Origin of the sequence: Paenibacillus sp. FSL R7-0179, assembly GCF_038002265.1 — a bacterium.
Taxonomy (GTDB): domain Bacteria; phylum Bacillota; class Bacilli; order Paenibacillales; family Paenibacillaceae; genus Paenibacillus_AQ.
This window is the reverse complement of sequence record NZ_JBBOCC010000002.1, coordinates 3,609,895-3,626,058: the sequence shown is the minus strand read 5'-3', so window position 1 is coordinate 3,626,058 and position 16,164 is coordinate 3,609,895. Positions and strand designations below refer to the sequence as shown.

Here is a 16,164-nt window from a genome sequence, read left to right as displayed (position 1 = left end):
AATGCCCAGTGTAAATTAAGGCCACAATCCAGTCTGAGGAGGAACTAATCATGCTAGATCCAGTATTGCAGGCACCGGACCTGAAGCTTGCCGCCGATTCTAACCAGGTGCTTAATTATAAGCGGGATGCGAACAATTATATTACGCAGCTTTTTGGCGAACAGCTTCCGGCAATACGCAACGGGCTCTTCAATGCCCATATGAGCAGGGGGTTCATCGTCCAGCCGCACTGGCACACGAATGTGACGGAGATGATCTTCGTGATTAGCGGGGAGCTAATTGCTTCCGTGTTCGATCCGTTCACCCAGAAGCTGATGACCTATCATCTGAAGGCCGGACAAATTGCTGTCTTCCCGAAGGGCTGGTTCCACTGGATTCTGGCCGAGAGCGAACAAGCCCATTTCTTGGCGGTCTTCGATGCGCCGACACCGGATATTGTGTATGGTTCAGACTTCCTGCGGGCCGTTCCCGCAGAGGTCATCCAGCGTGCTTATTGTATTAATGAAGAGGAGTACGCCATGGCCGTGGCTCCGCTTAAGGAATCGATTATACTAGGACCCCCTCCGGGCTGCGCCGTAGCAGGGACTGCCGGAGAAATGAATATGGGCCCGCCCGCCAAAAGTATGCCCGCCTATGCTGCCCAACAGCCTGCGGCGGCATTCTACCCTTATCAGATGTATCCGCGCCGGTAGGCGGCTACACTATATTAATGATCCGAAAAGAAAAAGCAGGCCAGGGAGGAATTCCTTGGTCTGCTTTTATTGATTTCAAGGTGGTGTCAGTGATTTATTTCGCTTTTTCCAGCTTGTGGTTAAAGTCCTTATACTGTCTTAGCAGTTCGGACAGTGCCTGCTTAATGGCTGCTGCATCTGTGGCTTGTGCAGCCTCTGCTAGTGTAGTTTGTGCTTTGAAGAAGCCGTCAATATACGCCGCATGTAAGGTTACCACATTCGTAAGCTTCCCGGATTCCAGAGAGTCAGGTTTCGTTAGTGTGAGGTTTGCAACTTCTGAGGCAGATAGGACTGCCTCAACGTGGCCCCCGGTTGACCCGTATTCCGACACAGTGGCAAGAGGAAAAGGGTCCTCGTCAGTTAACGTTCCAGGCACGGCCAATTGCACATCCATCATGCCGGTTTTTTCTGTCCATGGAGCGGCGGCAGACATTGACGTGGTGATATCCACGCTAAGCGCTTTGGTGCTGGTTAATGCATGGTAGCGGCTGAGCGTATCCCCCCAGTCCTGGGCTGTTTCCGGGGCATAGCTGTTCACCAGCGCCAGAACCTGCGGTTCAAGCAAGGGGAGCAGCTTACTGCCAGTTGTGGATGCGGCGGCTGTGCTTATGGTGGCAGTGGGCCCCTGTACCGGGGGCGAAGCGATTCCCGTATCCGCGAAGACCGGGGTGGCGATACTGGACAGCAGCAGGGTGGATAGAGCCATCCTTTTCACGATTAGACGATTCATGTACGAACACTCCTTCAGGTGGTTTGTCTTACAGCTCTCACTATAGCGGGCTTCTGTGGCAGGAGAGGGTCAGCAATGTGGAAAAACAATGGCAGCGCCCTATCCCGCTCAGCTGCTTGCTATAATGGTCAAGAGACGAATCACGGAGGTTAGCTGGATGAACAATCAAACGGTCATTGCCGTTGTGGACGATGACGAGAATATACGCAATCTGGTGGAAGCTTATTTAAATAAGGAGAATTACCGGACGATTGGCCTAGGGAGTGCCGAGGAGGCGTGGGAGTTATGGAGGAATGATCCTCCCGGTATGTGGGTGCTCGATATTATGCTTCCGGGAATGGACGGCTATGAGCTGTGCAGGCGTATCCGCGATGAAGCGGAGGTACCGATTATTATGATCTCTGCGAAGGATAATGAAGTGGATAAAATCCTGGGCCTGGAGCTTGGCAGCGACGATTATCTGGTCAAGCCCTTCAGTCCCCGTGAGCTGGTAGCCCGGATTAACCGCCAGTTGAAACGGTGGGAACGTATTCAGACCTCCCAGTCTGCTGCTGTTCTGTCTGCTGCGCATACAGGGATAGAGCTGGGCAGTCTGCTGCTGCATCCCGAGGAGAGAAGATCCTTCTGGCGGGGAGATGAAGTGGAGCTGACCAGTAAGGAGTTCCTGATGCTGATGGTCTTTGCGGGAAATCCGAACCGGGCCTTTACGCGCGAAGAGCTGCTGGGCTATGTCTGGGGAGAGGATTATTTCGGCAGCGACCGCGCTGTCGACCATCTGATCAAGCGCATCCGCAAAAAAATGGACGGCCTGCCGCTGGAATCGGTCTGGGGTCACGGCTACCGTATGAGAGAGGTACAGGAATGAAGAGAATGGCAGAAAGGCTAAACCTGCGGATGAAAAAGCTGAAGCTGGTGCATCAGCTCAACGTTGCTTTTGGGCTGTCTCTGCTGCTGGTCCTGTCCATCACGGGAGTGATGATTCATTATGTGCTGATGGACCATTTCATTGGCACGGAGCAAGAGGGATTAAGAACACTTGGCGCTTCCCTGACCGCGAGTCTGACGCAGGCTCCATTCACGGAAGGAGGGGAATACACACTGGGAAAAACAGAGCCGCTTACGGCTCCATATCCTACGCTCTCCAGCGGAGTACAGGCCATTGTGAGCGACCAGCAGGGGAATGTGGTCTCGGGAAATCTCCCGGCCCTGCCCGCGCAGTCCGGGGTAACGGTGGATGTCACAGCTATGGAGCAGGGGAGCCTGCAGAGCATATGGGCTGGCAATGATCCGCGTTATCTGGTGCAGGTCAACACGCTTCCCCAAGGGAAGCTCACCCTGCTGACACCTGTCAGCAGAATCAAGGTCATCGAGCAGTCGCTCTTGAAACGGCTGATTCTTGTCTTTGCTGCGGGAGCGGCAGTAATGCTTCTGTTCAGCCTGTTCATTACGCGGAAGCTGATTGATCCGCTGATCAGCCTGCGCCAGGAGCTGGGGAAAGTGAAAAACCGCCGGTTTGCCGAGGTGAATCTGGTCCGGGCAGGCGGTGAAATCGGTTCTGTCGCCAGGGCAGTGTACGAGATGGCCGGTGAGCTGCACCGGTTCAACCGGGTGCAGAAGCAGTTTTTCCAGAATGCTTCGCATGAGCTGAAGTCTCCGCTGATGTCGATAGCCGGTTATGCGGAGGGCATTAGGGATGGGGTATTTGAAGGAGAAGGCGTCCGCAAAGGACTGGATATTATTCTGAGTGAAAGCGGGCGCTTACGTGATCTGGTCAGCGAAATGACCCTTCTGGCGAAGCTGGACAGTGAAGAGGATATTTATCAGGCGGAGGATACAGATCTGAAGGAGCTGCTGAGCGAGGCGGTGGAGCGGGTCAATCCACTGCTGGCGGCAAGGAAGCTTTCGTTGCATCTGGCAGTCTCCGGGGAGCACGGGGGGATGGTAAGAGCAGACCGGGATAAGCTCCTGCAAGCTCTGCTGAACGTGTTATCCAATGCGGTCCGTTATGCCGGGAAGCGTATTGATGTAGAGGTGCATACAAGCAAAGGGAGGATTACATTAACGGTTGCTGACGATGGTCCGGGCATTGCAGAGGAGCTTCTGCCCAGTCTGTTTCATAGGTTCGTCAAAGGGAAAAATGGCGAATCCGGGCTGGGACTCGCCATCGCACGTGCTATTGTGGAACGCTGCAGCGGAGAGCTTAGCGCCCGGAACCGCCCGGAGGGCGGCGCAGTGTTCACCTTTGAGTTCACGCCATCTGCGGGCAGCGTTTAGTACTCGTTAAACATTGCGGCTATTTCATCGTAGCCGGTGGTTTGCGTCAGGGCGAGGGAGAGCAGAATTCTGGCTTTTTGCGGGACGAGGCTGTTGCAGGGAATGGAATTGGCAGACAAATCAATATAGGAATCCTTAAGTGTAATTCCGCTGGAAATCCGCGAGCAGCGGACTACCGGGATGTTATTGTTCTTCAGCTCCCCCACCTTGTCAATCCAAGGCTTGCTGTAGATCCCTCCGCCAGCTCCGGCAATGACAATCCCCTTGGAGATCGTAGCCAGATAATCCAGAATCCCAGGATTGGCATCCACATGGAAATAAGCTACAGACACCTCCGGCAGCTCCTGGATCACAGATACATCGAACTGGGTTGCAGTAGTATGCCGCTTCAGGGTGCGGGTGTAGAAGAAGGCGTGGCTGTCCCGCATATATCCGAGGCAGCCGAAATCACGCTCGTCGAAGGCATTGGCCTTGAAGGTGTTTACCTTTTGTACATCCCGTCCGCTATAAATTCCCTCAGCAAAGACAACCATCACGCCTTGGCCGAAAGCCTCGGGATTCGCTGCCAGTGCTACCGACTGATACAGATTCAGAGGGCCATCGGCACTGATTGCGGTAGCCGGGCGCATAGATCCGGTAATGATTACCGGCTTGTCGGTCTTAATCACCAGGTTCAGGAAGTAGGACGTCTCATCCAGGGTGTCGGTGCCGTGGGTGATGACGAACCCGTGCACATCCTCCCGGAGAGCAAGTGTGTTAATGTAGGTTGCCAGGGTAAGCCAGTGTTCACTGGTAATATCGGCGCTGCACAGATTGCTAACCTGCACCCCGGCACAGTTCGCCAGCCGTTCCAGATGCGGTACACTATCCAGCAGATCCTGCACGGGCAGGGCGCCGGGCTCATAATTCAAGGTTTTATGGGCTTCGCCGCTGCCGGCAATCGTACCGCCGGTGGCGAGAATGACTACATTTTTGAGGCCGGAATTATAGTAAGGGGAAGCTGTAAAATTCACTTCGGGAATGGTATTAATCATAGGTCGTTTCCTTTCAGGTTGAGCCAGGATTCAAGTCATTCGCATGACATTGAGTGTATTATAACATTCATTCCTCTATGCGTGACATAGTAAGGTATAATAAGTAGAAAAATATAGATGGGAAAAGAGGAGACAAGCATGCTGAAGCTGGATAGCCGGGATTACGCTCTTGCCTGGCCGCTGTTAAAGGAAGTGAAGATCAATACCCTGTTCGCTCAAGGCGTTCTGGGCGGGCAGACGACAGGCAGTGTGTATGTGGATTCTGTACATAGCCCCCGTTCCTTCTATGTGGCTCATGAATACGGGATGTCGCTGGTCTATGGGGATTCCGGCAATGAGGAGTTTAACCGGAGCTTATCCGACTATATTACGAACAAGACGGGGCGCCGGCATTCAGCGGAATGGCTGCAGGCTGATCCGGCAGGGGGCTGGGACCCGCCGATTGAAGCAATGCTTACTGAGCATAATGCACGGCTTGATGCGGCGGATTCACGCAGAATGTACATACAGACCCGGGTGAATTTTACGTTCGACCCGGAGGTCTACTACCGTGCGAAGGCGCAATGGTTCCGTCAGGATGCGGAGATTGTCCAGATGAACGGAGAGGGATTCGGCGAGCAGGCGGGTTCGGTGATTCCCCGGTATTTCTGGCTTGACGCAGAGCGCTTCCTGGCTGCAGGCCGAGGATACACTTTACTGTGGGAGGGCGAGCAGGTCTCCAGCGCATTCTCGGCTTACCGGACAACAGACCAGCTGGAGATCGGGATTGAATCGGCACCGGGTCACCGTGGGAAGCATTTCGCCTTCTCCGTGTGCTGTAAGCTAATCGATTACTGTCTGGAGCAGAGATTGGAGCCTGTCTGGGGCTGCCGCCAAGAGAATGTGGGCTCTTACAGACTGGCGCAGAAGCTGGGCTTCAAGCCGCTATTGAACCTCCCTTACTACCGTTTGTCCGAGCTTCCTGCCTGACAAAAAGAGCAGCCAATCTCCCTATGGATGAGGGATTGCTGCTCTTTTTGTAATAGAGAGAAAAATGAGAATAGCCGTAGTGCAAGAACAAAAATTGGTGGATTTTCTACACTTGCTGATGAACGAATGAGGGGGGCTAGGACGATAGTTGGAAAAATGGCACTTAATAAATCGCAATTCCGCTTAAATAGGAAAATAAACAAAATTAGATGCTGTTTTTCCACTTCTTTACCTGCAAATGCCGGGAATCGCTGAATTAAGATACATTTTTCCAATTGTTGGCTGAAGTGAAGGGGAACCTGCGAATTGCGTGGCGTGCGCTCTATGGCCCAACTTCCGTTAGCCTACCCTCTCAGCACTCCACGTCCCGGCACTCCACGTCTCAGCACTCCCCGGCCCGGCAATCCACGCCCGGCCAGCATACTCTCCGGCCCTACCAAGCCCTCAAATCCGCCGTGCATCCACGAAGCAGTGCAGGTGCAGCGGGGACAGCACCTTCAGACCTTCGCCCAGCCCGAAGCCTCTGCCTTCGGCCAGCTGGCGGCCTTGTTCGCCGAAATAGAACCGGTACATGGCGAGCTGTTCTTCATTGAATTGGCTGACGTGCAGGGCCATGGCCGCGAACTTGCGCTCGAAGTGGTCCGTGATGTCGATGACCGTATTAGGCTCAGCGGTGAAGTAGAAGCCGATGGCCTTCGGCTGCCATGGCCGGGTAAGGGTGCCTCTCGGATATAGGGGCAGCCCGGAGGACAAGACAGCCTGGGCTGCGGCTCTGCCGGTAACGATATGATCATAATGCGCTTCATAGCTCAGCCAAGGATCAGGACACAGTACCACGTCCGGCTGGACCGTCCGGATGATCTCGGCAATCTCGCCCGCGAGGGCGGGGATATGCTCTAGTGTTCCGTCACCATGGTCCAATTGGTGGAACACCGTAGCTCCCAGCAATCTTCCGGCTGCTTCCAGCTCGCTTGCGCGGATGGCGGCGATCCCGGCGGAAGACAACTGCTCGTCCACCGCGCCCAGATCTCCGTTCGTGACGGTTAGATAATGAATCTCGCAGCCCCGCTCAGCGAATGAGGCAATGGTGCCGCCGATGCCTACCTCATTATCGTCCGGGTGCGGCTGTATACATAACACCGTCCGGCACCCGCTAAGATCTGGAGGGGACATCAACGCCGCTAGTGTGGATATATCCATAATCCAAAAACCTCCCTATTATTTTGTGGTAAGGGTACAGTTAGTCCCTCTCAAGGTTGGATAAAGAGAAATTACTCAACCGGGCCTGTTCCTTACGGACAGGAGAGTCGTTATTTACAAAAAGAATGCCTATTTTGTTGCTTTGCGGACAGAGTCCGTAGCTTGCTCCAATCGTAGCTCTTGGCAGAAATAAGTGCAACTGAGTCCGTTCCACTCAGCCGCACCCCTGACCGTGAACGCTTCAATCAGGAAAAGCATCTCCACGCCATCATCTCTCCTCCGTCCGCTACCATCCTCCCGCCAGCCCCACTATAAGGACCGGCTGTGATTCAGTTCGCTCAGGATCTGTACCCGCTGCTTCTCCGTTATATTGTAGAACAGAATCGGCAGAATAGCGGCCAGGAAACAGAGTGCAGGCAGCAGGAACATCACGAAGCTGAGACCATGCTGGAGCTGCGGAGTCGCCGGCTGATTCTCCACGTAGCTGAGCAGGCCGAGACTGGCTCCGATAATCATCCGCGACACCGCCCCGCTGAACTTGGTAATGAAGGTGTTCGTCGAGAACACAATGCCCTCTCCCCGGAAGCCAAGCTTCCATTCCGAATAATCAATCGTATCGAGCAGCATCGAGGTGCTGACAATCGTTGTCATGCCGGAGAAAAAGAAGCTGACCCCGAAGAACACCAGGGTGTTCAATACGTTATGGTCACCCAGCAGATAAGGCAGAATACAGGCTACACTCCCCAGAATGCAGGAGATAATGAAGACCTTCTTCTTGGCGAAGCGGCGCAGCAGCAGCGGCGTAGCGATCATCCCCAGCAGCATACCGGCTACCAGAGCGATCCCGACCTGTGTGGCATACCCCGCATCTCCCCAGACATAGACCACGTAATAGAGCTGAATGCTCTGCCGGATGCCGTTCACCAGATTGATAATCAAGAGAGAGGCGAGCAGGGTGAGCAGCGGCTTGTTTTTGTAAACCGTTTGCAGGTTCTGGCGGAAAGAAATCTTCACAGCGGAGGGGACGACCCGTTCCTTGGTGAGTATCCCGGTTAAGAAAATCGACAGCGCCGCGATGACCCCGATAATGATGGCCGAGTACAGGTAAGCCTGCGTATTCCGTTCACCGCCGAAGGCGAGCAGAAGCTGGATACCGCCGATGGTGATAACGACTGCGCCGAGCGTTCCGCCGATTTTGCCCAATGTGACGAATAAGGTGCGTTCCCCCGGATCGGTGGAGATTACGGACGACAAGGCCCAGAGCGGTGTGTCACAGACCGTGTACAGCATTCCCCATAACAGGTAAGAGACGGTAGCGATTACAAGAGTCACTGTCCGCGAACCGCCGAAGTCCCAGAAGCAGAGGATGGTGGCCAGCGCGATCAGGCAAGGGGCGAACAGCAGATAAGGCCGGAATTTTCCCCATCTGGAGCGGGTTTTGTCGGTAATCATGCCCATGACCGGATCAAGACAAGCATCGATAATGCTTGCTGCCACCAGAATGACACTGGCGGTGGTTGCCGGAATTCCCAGCAGATCCGTATAGAAGAACAGGATGTACATCGACATGAAGCTGTAGAGCATATTCTGGCCCAGCAGACCGCCTGAGAACACCAGTTTTTCGGCTACAGGTACTTTTGCTGACATCACAAGCCTCTTTTCGCGGTGGATAGAATTGGATTGAATCGGTTGCTAATTATGTTTATTTATAACTTATTTCTTTGTTCTGTCAAGCGGATTCTGCATCAAACTACGGAATAGTGAACATTTCGATTTGTAAAGGGAGGAATACAGTGAGTTTTATGAAAAAAATATGAAAATCACAAATTAGAATATAATTTTTTTGATTTAAAATGTCGAAATATAGCTAATGATGTCCCGCCGGCTGATGGGGGAGTGTAAGATTAACGCCGGCAAGAAGGACGCTAAGATGTAACCACAGGGGGAAGCACTATGAAATGGTTCGGGAATTTGAAAACAGCTACAAAGATCGTCTCCGCTTTTTTGATCGTCTCTTTAATCCTGGCAGGACTTGGAGTCTATTCGGTCTTATCCCTGCGCACCAGCAATCAGAATATGAAAGAAATGTACAGCAATAACCTGATCTCGGTCAGAGATCTGTCTGCCGCCCAGATTAGCTATCAGCTTAACCGGGTGTATATCCGTGATATTAGCAATACAACAGATACGGTAAAGATTGCTGATTATAAACAAAAAATTGCAGCTGGCCGCGAGGAGCTCGCCCGGAAGGTGGATAACTACCGTCCACTGGCGACGACTACCCGTGAAGTTGAGCTGCTGGCCTCTTTTGATAAGGAGTATGCAAGCTTTGAACAGCTGTTCGATCAAGCGCTTGTGCTGGCGGAGCAGGATGATGACGCTGCCTTCAATACATTTGTGAGCACACAGTTGGCCGTTCAGGGTCAGAACGTGATGAACAATCTGGACGGTCTGATCAAGGTGAACGTTGAGCTGGCAGAGGCGACGAACAACCATTCACAGTCTGCTTATTCCTCGGCATTCACCCTTACGATCTCAGTGGTCATCGCGGCGGTAATCCTCAGTATTTTGATTGGCTACCTGATCGCAAGATCCATCTCCAGACCCCTGATGCAGATGCTGCATGTGGCTACTGAAGTAGCTAACGGTAATCTGACGCAGCAAGCGGATATATCAACTAAGGATGAAGTCGGACAGTTGGCTACAGCCCTGAACCGGATGGTTCATAACCTGAAGGAACTAATCAACGGGATTGTGATGAATTCTCAGAGCGTTGCGGCCTCTTCCGAACAGATCTCAGCCAGCACCCAGGAGATTGCCAGCACCAGCACGAACCAGTCGGCGGCGGCGACCAATATCACGGAGCTGTTCAAGGAGCTGTCGCTGGCGATTGATTCTGTAGCCTCCAGCGCCGAGGAAGCGGCGGAGCTGTCCAATGATACTGTGCGGACTGCCCGGGAAGGCGGATATGTAGTGGAGACTTCACTGCAGGGGATGCAGAGCGTCAATCACCAGATGAAGCAGCTTGAAGACGATTCCAGCAAAATCGGGGATATCATCGAAGTGATTGACGATATCGCCGAGCAGACCAATCTCCTGGCCCTGAACGCAGCGATTGAAGCGGCGCGTGCCGGAGAACAGGGACGCGGCTTCGCCGTGGTGGCGGACGAGGTCCGCAAGCTTGCTGAACGCAGCAGCGATGCCACGAAGGAGATTACGAAGATCATCAAGGTCATCCAGGAGAATACCAAGCAGAGCGTCCGGGCGGTGGCTGAGAGTGTCGAGCAGGCTTCGATGACCAGCCAGGCCTTCGAGCAAATTATTAAGATGGTCAATACCTCTTCACTCAAGGTCAACGAGATTGCTGCCGCCTGCGAAGAGGAATCCGCCCAGGCTGCGGAAGTGATGGACTCGGTTCAGTCCATTGCGGCCTCCAGCGAGGAGTCGGCAGCGGCTTCTGAGGAGACGGCGACAACCTGCCAGGCCTTAGCCCTGCTGTCTGAGGATCTAGCCCAATCGGCAGCTGCATTCAAGACCCATTAATTCAACAGACGGAAGGTGAAGCTATGTCGTCCTTACAGAAGGAACAATATATCGAGCTTGCGGTAGGAGCCGAGACCTGTGCCATCCGTATTGAAGAGATTCATGAGATTATCAAAATGCTCAGTATTACAGATATCCCCTTCAGCCGGAATGAAGTCAAAGGTGTAGTCAATCTGCGCGGCAAGGTGGTCTGTGTCATGAGCCTGCGCAATCTGCTGGGAATGGCCGATGAGCCATATACCCGGAGCACAAGAATTATTGTGGTCAACTACCGCGAGGAATTCGTCGGATTGATTGTAGATAAGGTGAACAAGGTGACTACGTACGCCGAGATTCATCCGCCGGCAGGCGGACAAAGCCGCAGCCGCGATGCGGTGTTCCACGGAGTGGGGCAACGGGATGACCAGCTGATCGGTATTCTGAAGCTCGAAGAAATATTGGGCGGGTAAAAAGGGGAACAAGCAATGATGATGGAACTGTCGGCTTACCGCGATATATTCATAGAAGAGCTGAACGAGCAATTAGAGCGGATCGACCAGTCCCTGCTTGCGCTGGAGCATGCTCCAACCGCTGAGCTGATTCAGACGATCTTCCGCGCAGCCCATACGATCAAGGGCTCCGCTTCCACTATGGGCTTCCGAGAGATGAGTGATCTCACGCATGAGGTGGAGTATGCGCTGGAGTGGGTACGGGCGAAGAAGCCGGAGATTACCGGCAATCTGATTGACACACTCTTCCGGGCGCTGGATGCGATGAAGCTGCTGCGCACGCAGTATGTCAGCGGGGAGGGCTTCACTGATTGCTCCGCTGTGGTGGCAGAGATCAAGGCGCTGATTAATAAGCCGGCTGAACCTCAGCCGGTCCGGCTTCCGGTCTTAAATGCAGCGCAGCTGCTTCAGGTGGAAGAGGCCGCCACAGCGGGCTACTCGCTGTTGGCCCTTGCAGTCACCTTGAGAGAGGACTGCCAGATGAAGGCGGCCCGGCATTATATCCTCTTGCAGCGTATCGAAGAGGTCTGCGGACCGGTAATTGCTGCTGCCTTGGCGCCCCCGGCGGCGCCTGGAGACGATGAAGATGCCCGATACAGCCAATTTGCTGTAGTCGCTGCTTCCCCGCGCGAGATCCGGCAGATATCGGAGCAGCTGGCAGGGGAGACAGATGTCGAGAGCATTATCATTACACCGTTCGTGCCTGCACCTGTTGCCGGGACTGACATCCAGACTACTGCCGAACCGTTGCCTGCTGAAGCTTCGTCCTCTGCTCCGGGCAAAGGGAAACCCCATGAGGTACAGTCAACGGTCCGGGTGAGTGTGGAGCGGCTGGACCATCTCATGAATCTGGTGGGAGAGCTGCTGATCGAGCAGACCTCTCTGGCCGATCTGAGCGCTAATGGACAACGTAATGATCCCGCCAAGGTTCTGCCTGATATCGGCTCGATCTCAGATCATATGGGCGGAATTATCAAAGAGCTTCAGGAAGGGGTCATGAAGACCCGGATGCTGCCGATGGATCAGCTGTTTAACCGTTTTCCGCGGCTGGTCAGGGATCTGGCCCAGAAGCTGGGCAAGGATATTGAGCTGCAGATTCAGGGAGGCGAGACCGAGCTGGACCGGATGATCATTGAAGAGCTAAGTGATCCGCTGATCCACTTGATCCGTAACAGCGCTGATCACGGCATCGAGAGTCCAGAGGTGCGTGTGCAGCAGGGCAAGGCTCCGAAGGGCAGAATTACGCTTACTTCTTTTCATGAGGAGAATCAGGTCGTGATTCGTCTGGAGGATGATGGACAAGGCATCGATGCTGCCCGGATTACAGCCTCTGCGCTCAGAAAAGGGATCATTACGGAAGAGCAGGCAGGATACTTAACCGCGCAGGAGGCGGTTAGCCTGATCTTCGAGCCGGGCTTCTCCACGGCCTCCGAAGTCAGCGAAGTGTCAGGGCGGGGCGTGGGGATGGATATTGTCCGCAGTCAGATTGGACGTCTCAACGGAATCATAGATATTCAGACCGAGCCGGGGGCAGGTACGCTGTTTACGATTCGTCTGCCGCTTACGCTGGCTATTATCAAGGGGCTGCTGGTTAAGGTCTCCGGGCGTGTGCTGATTGTCCCTATGTATAATGTGGCCGAGATTGTACGGATCGCTCCCGAAGAGATTCAGGTTGTTCAAGGGGAGCAGGCGATTATCAACCACGGGCGGATTGTTCCGCTCTCCTGGCTCAGAGACAAGCTGCATTATCCGCGCACAGAGCGCCATTCCAAGACGATTCCGCTCGTGATTGTAAGATCTGTTGACCGGATCGCTGCGTTCGCTGTCGATGAGATCATCGGCAACCAGGAGGTGGTCATCAAGTCCCTGGGCGCGTATCTGGGAACGATGAACCATCTGTCCGGGGCGACCATCCTGGGCAACGGCCGGGTGGCCCTGATTCTGGATGCCTCTTATCTTGTTAGCCACTGATTACTTTCCGAGTGCCGCAAGCTGGTATAGAACCGGCAGTAATGGTGAAAAATATGGAAAGAAACACCGGAAAGGGGTGAAGAGTTGGATATTACAATGGCTTCGGATGAAGTTATCAGTAGGATCAAGCAGCTTCAATCTGGTGGGGGCAACATGAACAAGAAGCAGATCAAGCAGCAGGAGCCCGAGCTGATGAGAAGTGCGCTGTATTATTTTCCAAGCTGGGAACATGCCGTGAAGAATGCAGGACTGCTGTAAGGGAATAAGCAAAGCACAAAAAACCGGTAAAGCTGCAGCAGTCTTGCGGCCTTACCGGTTTTTTTGATGTTACATGCTGGTTCAAGTGAAGCTCCGCAATATTCATTGGAAGATTATATAGATATCGTATAATTTGGCATCATCGCATACAATTAATCCATTATTGTCCTGAAGCGGCAATACGTTAGCCTACTATAAAGGAGATCTGAAATGAAAAACACTGCTGCACAGGGACGTCCGCTCATTTACTCGCTGGTATGGGGAGTAGTCTTGACCCTGGCTGTATCCATTGCCTCCGCTGTAGCCACGATTATGGAGTTTGGGGATATGGGGATTAGAAATGCCCAAGCCTGCGCCTACCTGGTTATAGGTATTATTGTGACTGTTTATATGAAAAGAAAGGATTCCTCGCTCGTGAGCTTCGGCTTCCGCAAGCTGGAGGCTGAGCCTTCCAGAGCTGTACTGTTCTATATCCCGCTGATCATTATTGCCGTAGCCCAGCCGCTGATGAATGGGATTAACGTTGAACTGGGAGCGCCTGATGTGATCAGCATTGTTATGATGACGCTGCTGGTGGGTTACGCGGAGGAAGCCATTTTTAGAGGAGTGATCTGGAATTATCTGAAATCTAGAGGCCCGCTCTTCTATATTGTGTTCTCCTCTATCTTCTTCGGGGTTCTACATATGTCTAATGCCTTTGGCGGAAATGATCTTATACATACGCTTCTCCAGGTGATTAATGCGCTGCTGTTGGGTTGTCTTCTCGCTTTGCTGATCGAGACTGGCCGGAATATTGTTCCGCTGATCGCATTCCATTTTATTTATGATGCACTGGCCATGGTCAGTAATGAGAACTTGGAGCATGAGGTGCTGATCGTCTCCATTCTTAATATTATGTATCTCCTCTATGGAATTTATCTGCTCATGGTATTCAATCGCAAGCACAGAAATCATAGTCTCACCTTGTAGCTACGCTGGCCAGACTGAAGAGAATATCTTCAGTCTGGCCGATGTTTTTTCGGCGAAATGATAGCGCATACATGAAAAAAACCAGCTATCGGGAGTAAATAATCCTTAACCAGAGCTATTTTTAGAGATGGGCATTTCAATTACAATCCTCCAGAAATATCGCAGATTTCGCAGGGATATGCAGGTTTTTGAAAGTTTAAATTTGAGTGTTTCTCAGGTATAATGTAGGCATCACCACAGGAACCACAGCAACAAGAGAATTAAGCATTACAAGTGGTACCGCAGGTGATAGTCTCATTCCTAAATTTAGCAATGAATGAAGGAAAGGAGAGAGCCCCGATGTACTAGCGTTAGCGAAGCATGCCGGAATCGGCTGCAGATAAAGAAGGTGGATGATAACATCTTCTGGCAGATCGTGGGTATGCGGGAACCCAAAGAGCAAATCTTTATTGGAAGAAGAACGAAGCTAATTATTCAAGCAAGAGAAGGTTCTTGCGGAAGAAAGAGCGTGATTCCAATGAAAAAGGTTAGCGAAGCGTACAACTGCGATTTATCACAGTAGGGAAAACGTCCGTGAAAACGTTTTTCGTGAAATCGTGTACGCGGGAATCCACCCCATATGCAGGACATGGAGCAATACTCCGAAATGGAGCGAACGGGCAACACGGAAGCGTCAAGGAAACATGAAATTGAGAACAATCACCATGTCAGGGATATGGCTTTTGTTACTTGGAGGAAAGATTTAAATTGAATAGCGTAGTCAACACATGAATCCCCGGGCCTTAAGCAATCAGGCAGCGGGGATTTGTGCGTCTGCTATTATGGTATGCAGCCAGCAAGCTCAGAAGCAGGCTTAAGTAGCCCCCAATAAAGGCACGATATAGTCACGGAACACATCCACTGGAGGATTATTCTTCCCGCGCTTGTTATCTTGGGTCAGCACAGCGACAAGCTGAAGCTCCGGCACTACATATACGAATTGACCGGCGTACCCGCGGGCGTAATAGTAGTCTACCAAACTGAATTCTCCGGCTTCTGTGCTGCGGGACAGGGCATCTGTCCACCAGTGCCAGCCGTATCCCCCATGGCGGGGAGGCTCCGTGTGCATGACTGGCTGTACGGAACGTTCGGCCCAACGGCCGGTGATGATCTGCGAATTCTTCCATACTCCCTGCTGCAAATAGAGCTGTCCAAAATTCAGCAGGTCTACCGGACGCAGCTTCAGCCCGAAGCCGCCGGTATGGATGCCCTGGGGGTCCGATTCCCAGTCATAATCCCGGATGCCGAGCGGTCCGAAGAGAACCTGTTCGGCATAGCTGGCTGTGCTCTGACCTGTGGCCTGTACCAGAATCGAAGACAGCAATTGGGAGACTCCCGAATTGTATTCCATCCGGGTACCCGGTTCATCCGCGAGTGGCTGCTCCAGCACATAATTCACCCAATGCGGGGTGCGGGTCATCTTCGGGAAGGAATTGGCCCCGCCGAACTCCGTCCAGCGAAAGCCTGCGGACATGGTCAGCAGCTGCTCAAGCGTAATGTTCGGCTTCCGTGCATCCTTATCCCGCAGAACCTGCGGGAAGAAGACGCTGAGTGGGGCCGAAGGGCCGGGCAGCAGCCCCTGGTCTATGGCAATGCAGATCAGCGCGGAGAGGATGCTCTTGGTGCAGGAGTTGATCTTCGCCAGCTCGGCGGCCGTGCGCTGATCTCTATAATGTTCGAAGATCAGCCTGCCCTGCTGCTGAATCAGACAGCTCCGCAGATTCAGCGGCGCAAGCGAGGCCGACAGGGTGGACAGGTTCATTCGGATTATCCTTTCTGTATATACATATATCATCTGAGTGTCTGTGTACTTGCCCGACGAGTTACCCTGTATTATCTCAATCTGACGCCGGGAAGTCCAATTTGTTTATACACATTTATTACCAGTCACGGCTTGCAATAGTCAGTTATTATAAGAATATATAATAAACGCTAAGAAGTTAACGTCAGGTATACAG

Annotated in this window: 14 protein-coding genes; 9 read left to right on the top strand and 5 right to left on the bottom strand. The window is 52.8% G+C overall.

Translation table 11 applies throughout. The annotated features are described in order from the left end of the window. Positions 1-50 precede the first annotated feature (50 nt). Positions 51-692: a cupin domain-containing protein gene (locus MKX63_RS32290; protein WP_341023044.1), complete on the top strand. Its 642-nt coding sequence runs from the start codon at positions 51-53 to the stop codon at positions 690-692. A 94-nt stretch (positions 693-786) separates the two neighbouring features. On the opposite strand, the gene MKX63_RS32285 is transcribed toward MKX63_RS32290, so the two are convergent. Next, a complete protein-coding gene (locus MKX63_RS32285) occupies positions 787-1,461 on the bottom strand; it encodes a hypothetical protein (protein ID WP_341023041.1) in 675 nt (224 codons plus the stop codon). Between the two features lie 157 nt (positions 1,462-1,618). Here MKX63_RS32285 and MKX63_RS32280 point away from each other — a divergent pair, with 157 nt between their 5' ends. Then, positions 1,619-2,326: a response regulator transcription factor gene (locus tag MKX63_RS32280; RefSeq protein ID WP_341023038.1), complete on the top strand. Its 708-nt coding sequence runs from the start codon at positions 1,619-1,621 to the stop codon at positions 2,324-2,326. A gap of 29 nt (positions 2,327-2,355) precedes the next feature. Further along, entirely contained in the window at positions 2,356-3,735 is a 1,380-nt protein-coding gene (locus MKX63_RS32275; RefSeq protein ID WP_341023037.1) for a sensor histidine kinase, read from the top strand. On the opposite strand, the gene MKX63_RS32270 is transcribed toward MKX63_RS32275, so the two are convergent. Further along, on the bottom strand, positions 3,732-4,769 hold the full coding sequence (locus MKX63_RS32270) for an asparaginase (protein ID WP_341023036.1): 1,038 nt from the start codon (positions 4,767-4,769) through the stop codon (positions 3,732-3,734). The genes MKX63_RS32275 and MKX63_RS32270 overlap by 4 nt on opposite strands. Before the next feature lie 138 nt (positions 4,770-4,907). On the opposite strand from MKX63_RS32270, the gene MKX63_RS32265 reads away from it, so the two are divergent. Further along, entirely contained in the window at positions 4,908-5,738 is an 831-nt protein-coding gene (locus tag MKX63_RS32265) for a GNAT family N-acetyltransferase (protein WP_341023034.1), read from the top strand. Between the two features lie 444 nt (positions 5,739-6,182). On the opposite strand, the gene MKX63_RS32260 is transcribed toward MKX63_RS32265, so the two are convergent. Then, complete coding sequence (locus MKX63_RS32260) at positions 6,183-6,938, bottom strand: PIG-L deacetylase family protein (RefSeq protein ID WP_341023030.1); 756 nt, start codon at positions 6,936-6,938, stop codon at positions 6,183-6,185. 309 nt (positions 6,939-7,247) lie between these two features. Beyond that, positions 7,248-8,585 carry an MFS transporter gene (locus tag MKX63_RS32255; protein WP_341023028.1) on the bottom strand — a complete coding sequence of 446 codons (1,338 nt, stop codon included), beginning with the start codon at positions 8,583-8,585 and terminating at the stop codon, positions 7,248-7,250. Between the two features lie 306 nt (positions 8,586-8,891). Here MKX63_RS32255 and MKX63_RS32250 point away from each other — a divergent pair, with 306 nt between their 5' ends. The 5 genes from MKX63_RS32250 (at position 8,892) to MKX63_RS32230 (ending at position 14,729) form a co-directional block, all read left to right on the top strand. After that, positions 8,892-10,481, top strand: coding sequence for a methyl-accepting chemotaxis protein (locus MKX63_RS32250; RefSeq protein ID WP_341023026.1), 1,590 nt, complete (start codon positions 8,892-8,894; stop codon positions 10,479-10,481). A gap of 23 nt (positions 10,482-10,504) precedes the next feature. Continuing rightward, positions 10,505-10,930 carry a chemotaxis protein CheW gene (locus MKX63_RS32245; RefSeq protein WP_341023025.1) on the top strand — a complete coding sequence of 142 codons (426 nt, stop codon included), beginning with the start codon at positions 10,505-10,507 and terminating at the stop codon, positions 10,928-10,930. A gap of 15 nt (positions 10,931-10,945) precedes the next feature. Continuing rightward, on the top strand, positions 10,946-12,940 hold the full coding sequence (locus tag MKX63_RS32240; protein ID WP_341023024.1) for a chemotaxis protein CheA: 1,995 nt from the start codon (positions 10,946-10,948) through the stop codon (positions 12,938-12,940). A gap of 468 nt (positions 12,941-13,408) precedes the next feature. Further along, complete coding sequence (locus MKX63_RS32235) at positions 13,409-14,167, top strand: CPBP family intramembrane glutamic endopeptidase (protein ID WP_341023023.1); 759 nt, start codon at positions 13,409-13,411, stop codon at positions 14,165-14,167. A gap of 388 nt (positions 14,168-14,555) precedes the next feature. Next, entirely contained in the window at positions 14,556-14,729 is a 174-nt protein-coding gene (locus tag MKX63_RS32230; protein ID WP_341023022.1) for a hypothetical protein, read from the top strand. Positions 14,730-15,020: 291 nt separating this feature from the next. Here the strand turns inward: MKX63_RS32230 and MKX63_RS32225 are convergent, their stop codons facing one another. Beyond that, positions 15,021-15,968, bottom strand: a complete 948-nt coding sequence (locus tag MKX63_RS32225) for a serine hydrolase domain-containing protein (protein ID WP_341023021.1) — start codon at positions 15,966-15,968, stop codon at positions 15,021-15,023. Between the last annotated feature and the right edge of the window lie 196 nt (positions 15,969-16,164).

Bases quoted from the DNA above. Each gene is read 5' to 3' on its own strand.
- MKX63_RS32290 (WP_341023044.1), top strand. From the start codon at position 51: ATGCTAGATCCAGTATTGCAGGCACCGGACCTGAAGCTTGCCGCCGAT.
- MKX63_RS32285 (WP_341023041.1), bottom strand. From the start codon at position 1,461: ATGAATCGTCTAATCGTGAAAAGGATGGCTCTATCCACCCTGCTGCTG.
- MKX63_RS32280 (WP_341023038.1), top strand. From the start codon at position 1,619: ATGAACAATCAAACGGTCATTGCCGTTGTGGACGATGACGAGAATATA.
- MKX63_RS32275 (WP_341023037.1), top strand. From the start codon at position 2,356: ATGAAAAAGCTGAAGCTGGTGCATCAGCTCAACGTTGCTTTTGGGCTG.
- MKX63_RS32270 (WP_341023036.1), bottom strand. From the start codon at position 4,769: ATGATTAATACCATTCCCGAAGTGAATTTTACAGCTTCCCCTTACTAT.
- MKX63_RS32265 (WP_341023034.1), top strand. From the start codon at position 4,908: ATGCTGAAGCTGGATAGCCGGGATTACGCTCTTGCCTGGCCGCTGTTA.
- MKX63_RS32260 (WP_341023030.1), bottom strand. From the start codon at position 6,938: ATGGATATATCCACACTAGCGGCGTTGATGTCCCCTCCAGATCTTAGC.
- MKX63_RS32255 (WP_341023028.1), bottom strand. From the start codon at position 8,585: ATGTCAGCAAAAGTACCTGTAGCCGAAAAACTGGTGTTCTCAGGCGGT.
- MKX63_RS32250 (WP_341023026.1), top strand. From the start codon at position 8,892: ATGAAATGGTTCGGGAATTTGAAAACAGCTACAAAGATCGTCTCCGCT.
- MKX63_RS32245 (WP_341023025.1), top strand. From the start codon at position 10,505: ATGTCGTCCTTACAGAAGGAACAATATATCGAGCTTGCGGTAGGAGCC.
- MKX63_RS32240 (WP_341023024.1), top strand. From the start codon at position 10,946: ATGATGATGGAACTGTCGGCTTACCGCGATATATTCATAGAAGAGCTG.
- MKX63_RS32235 (WP_341023023.1), top strand. From the start codon at position 13,409: ATGAAAAACACTGCTGCACAGGGACGTCCGCTCATTTACTCGCTGGTA.
- MKX63_RS32225 (WP_341023021.1), bottom strand. From the start codon at position 15,968: ATGAACCTGTCCACCCTGTCGGCCTCGCTTGCGCCGCTGAATCTGCGG.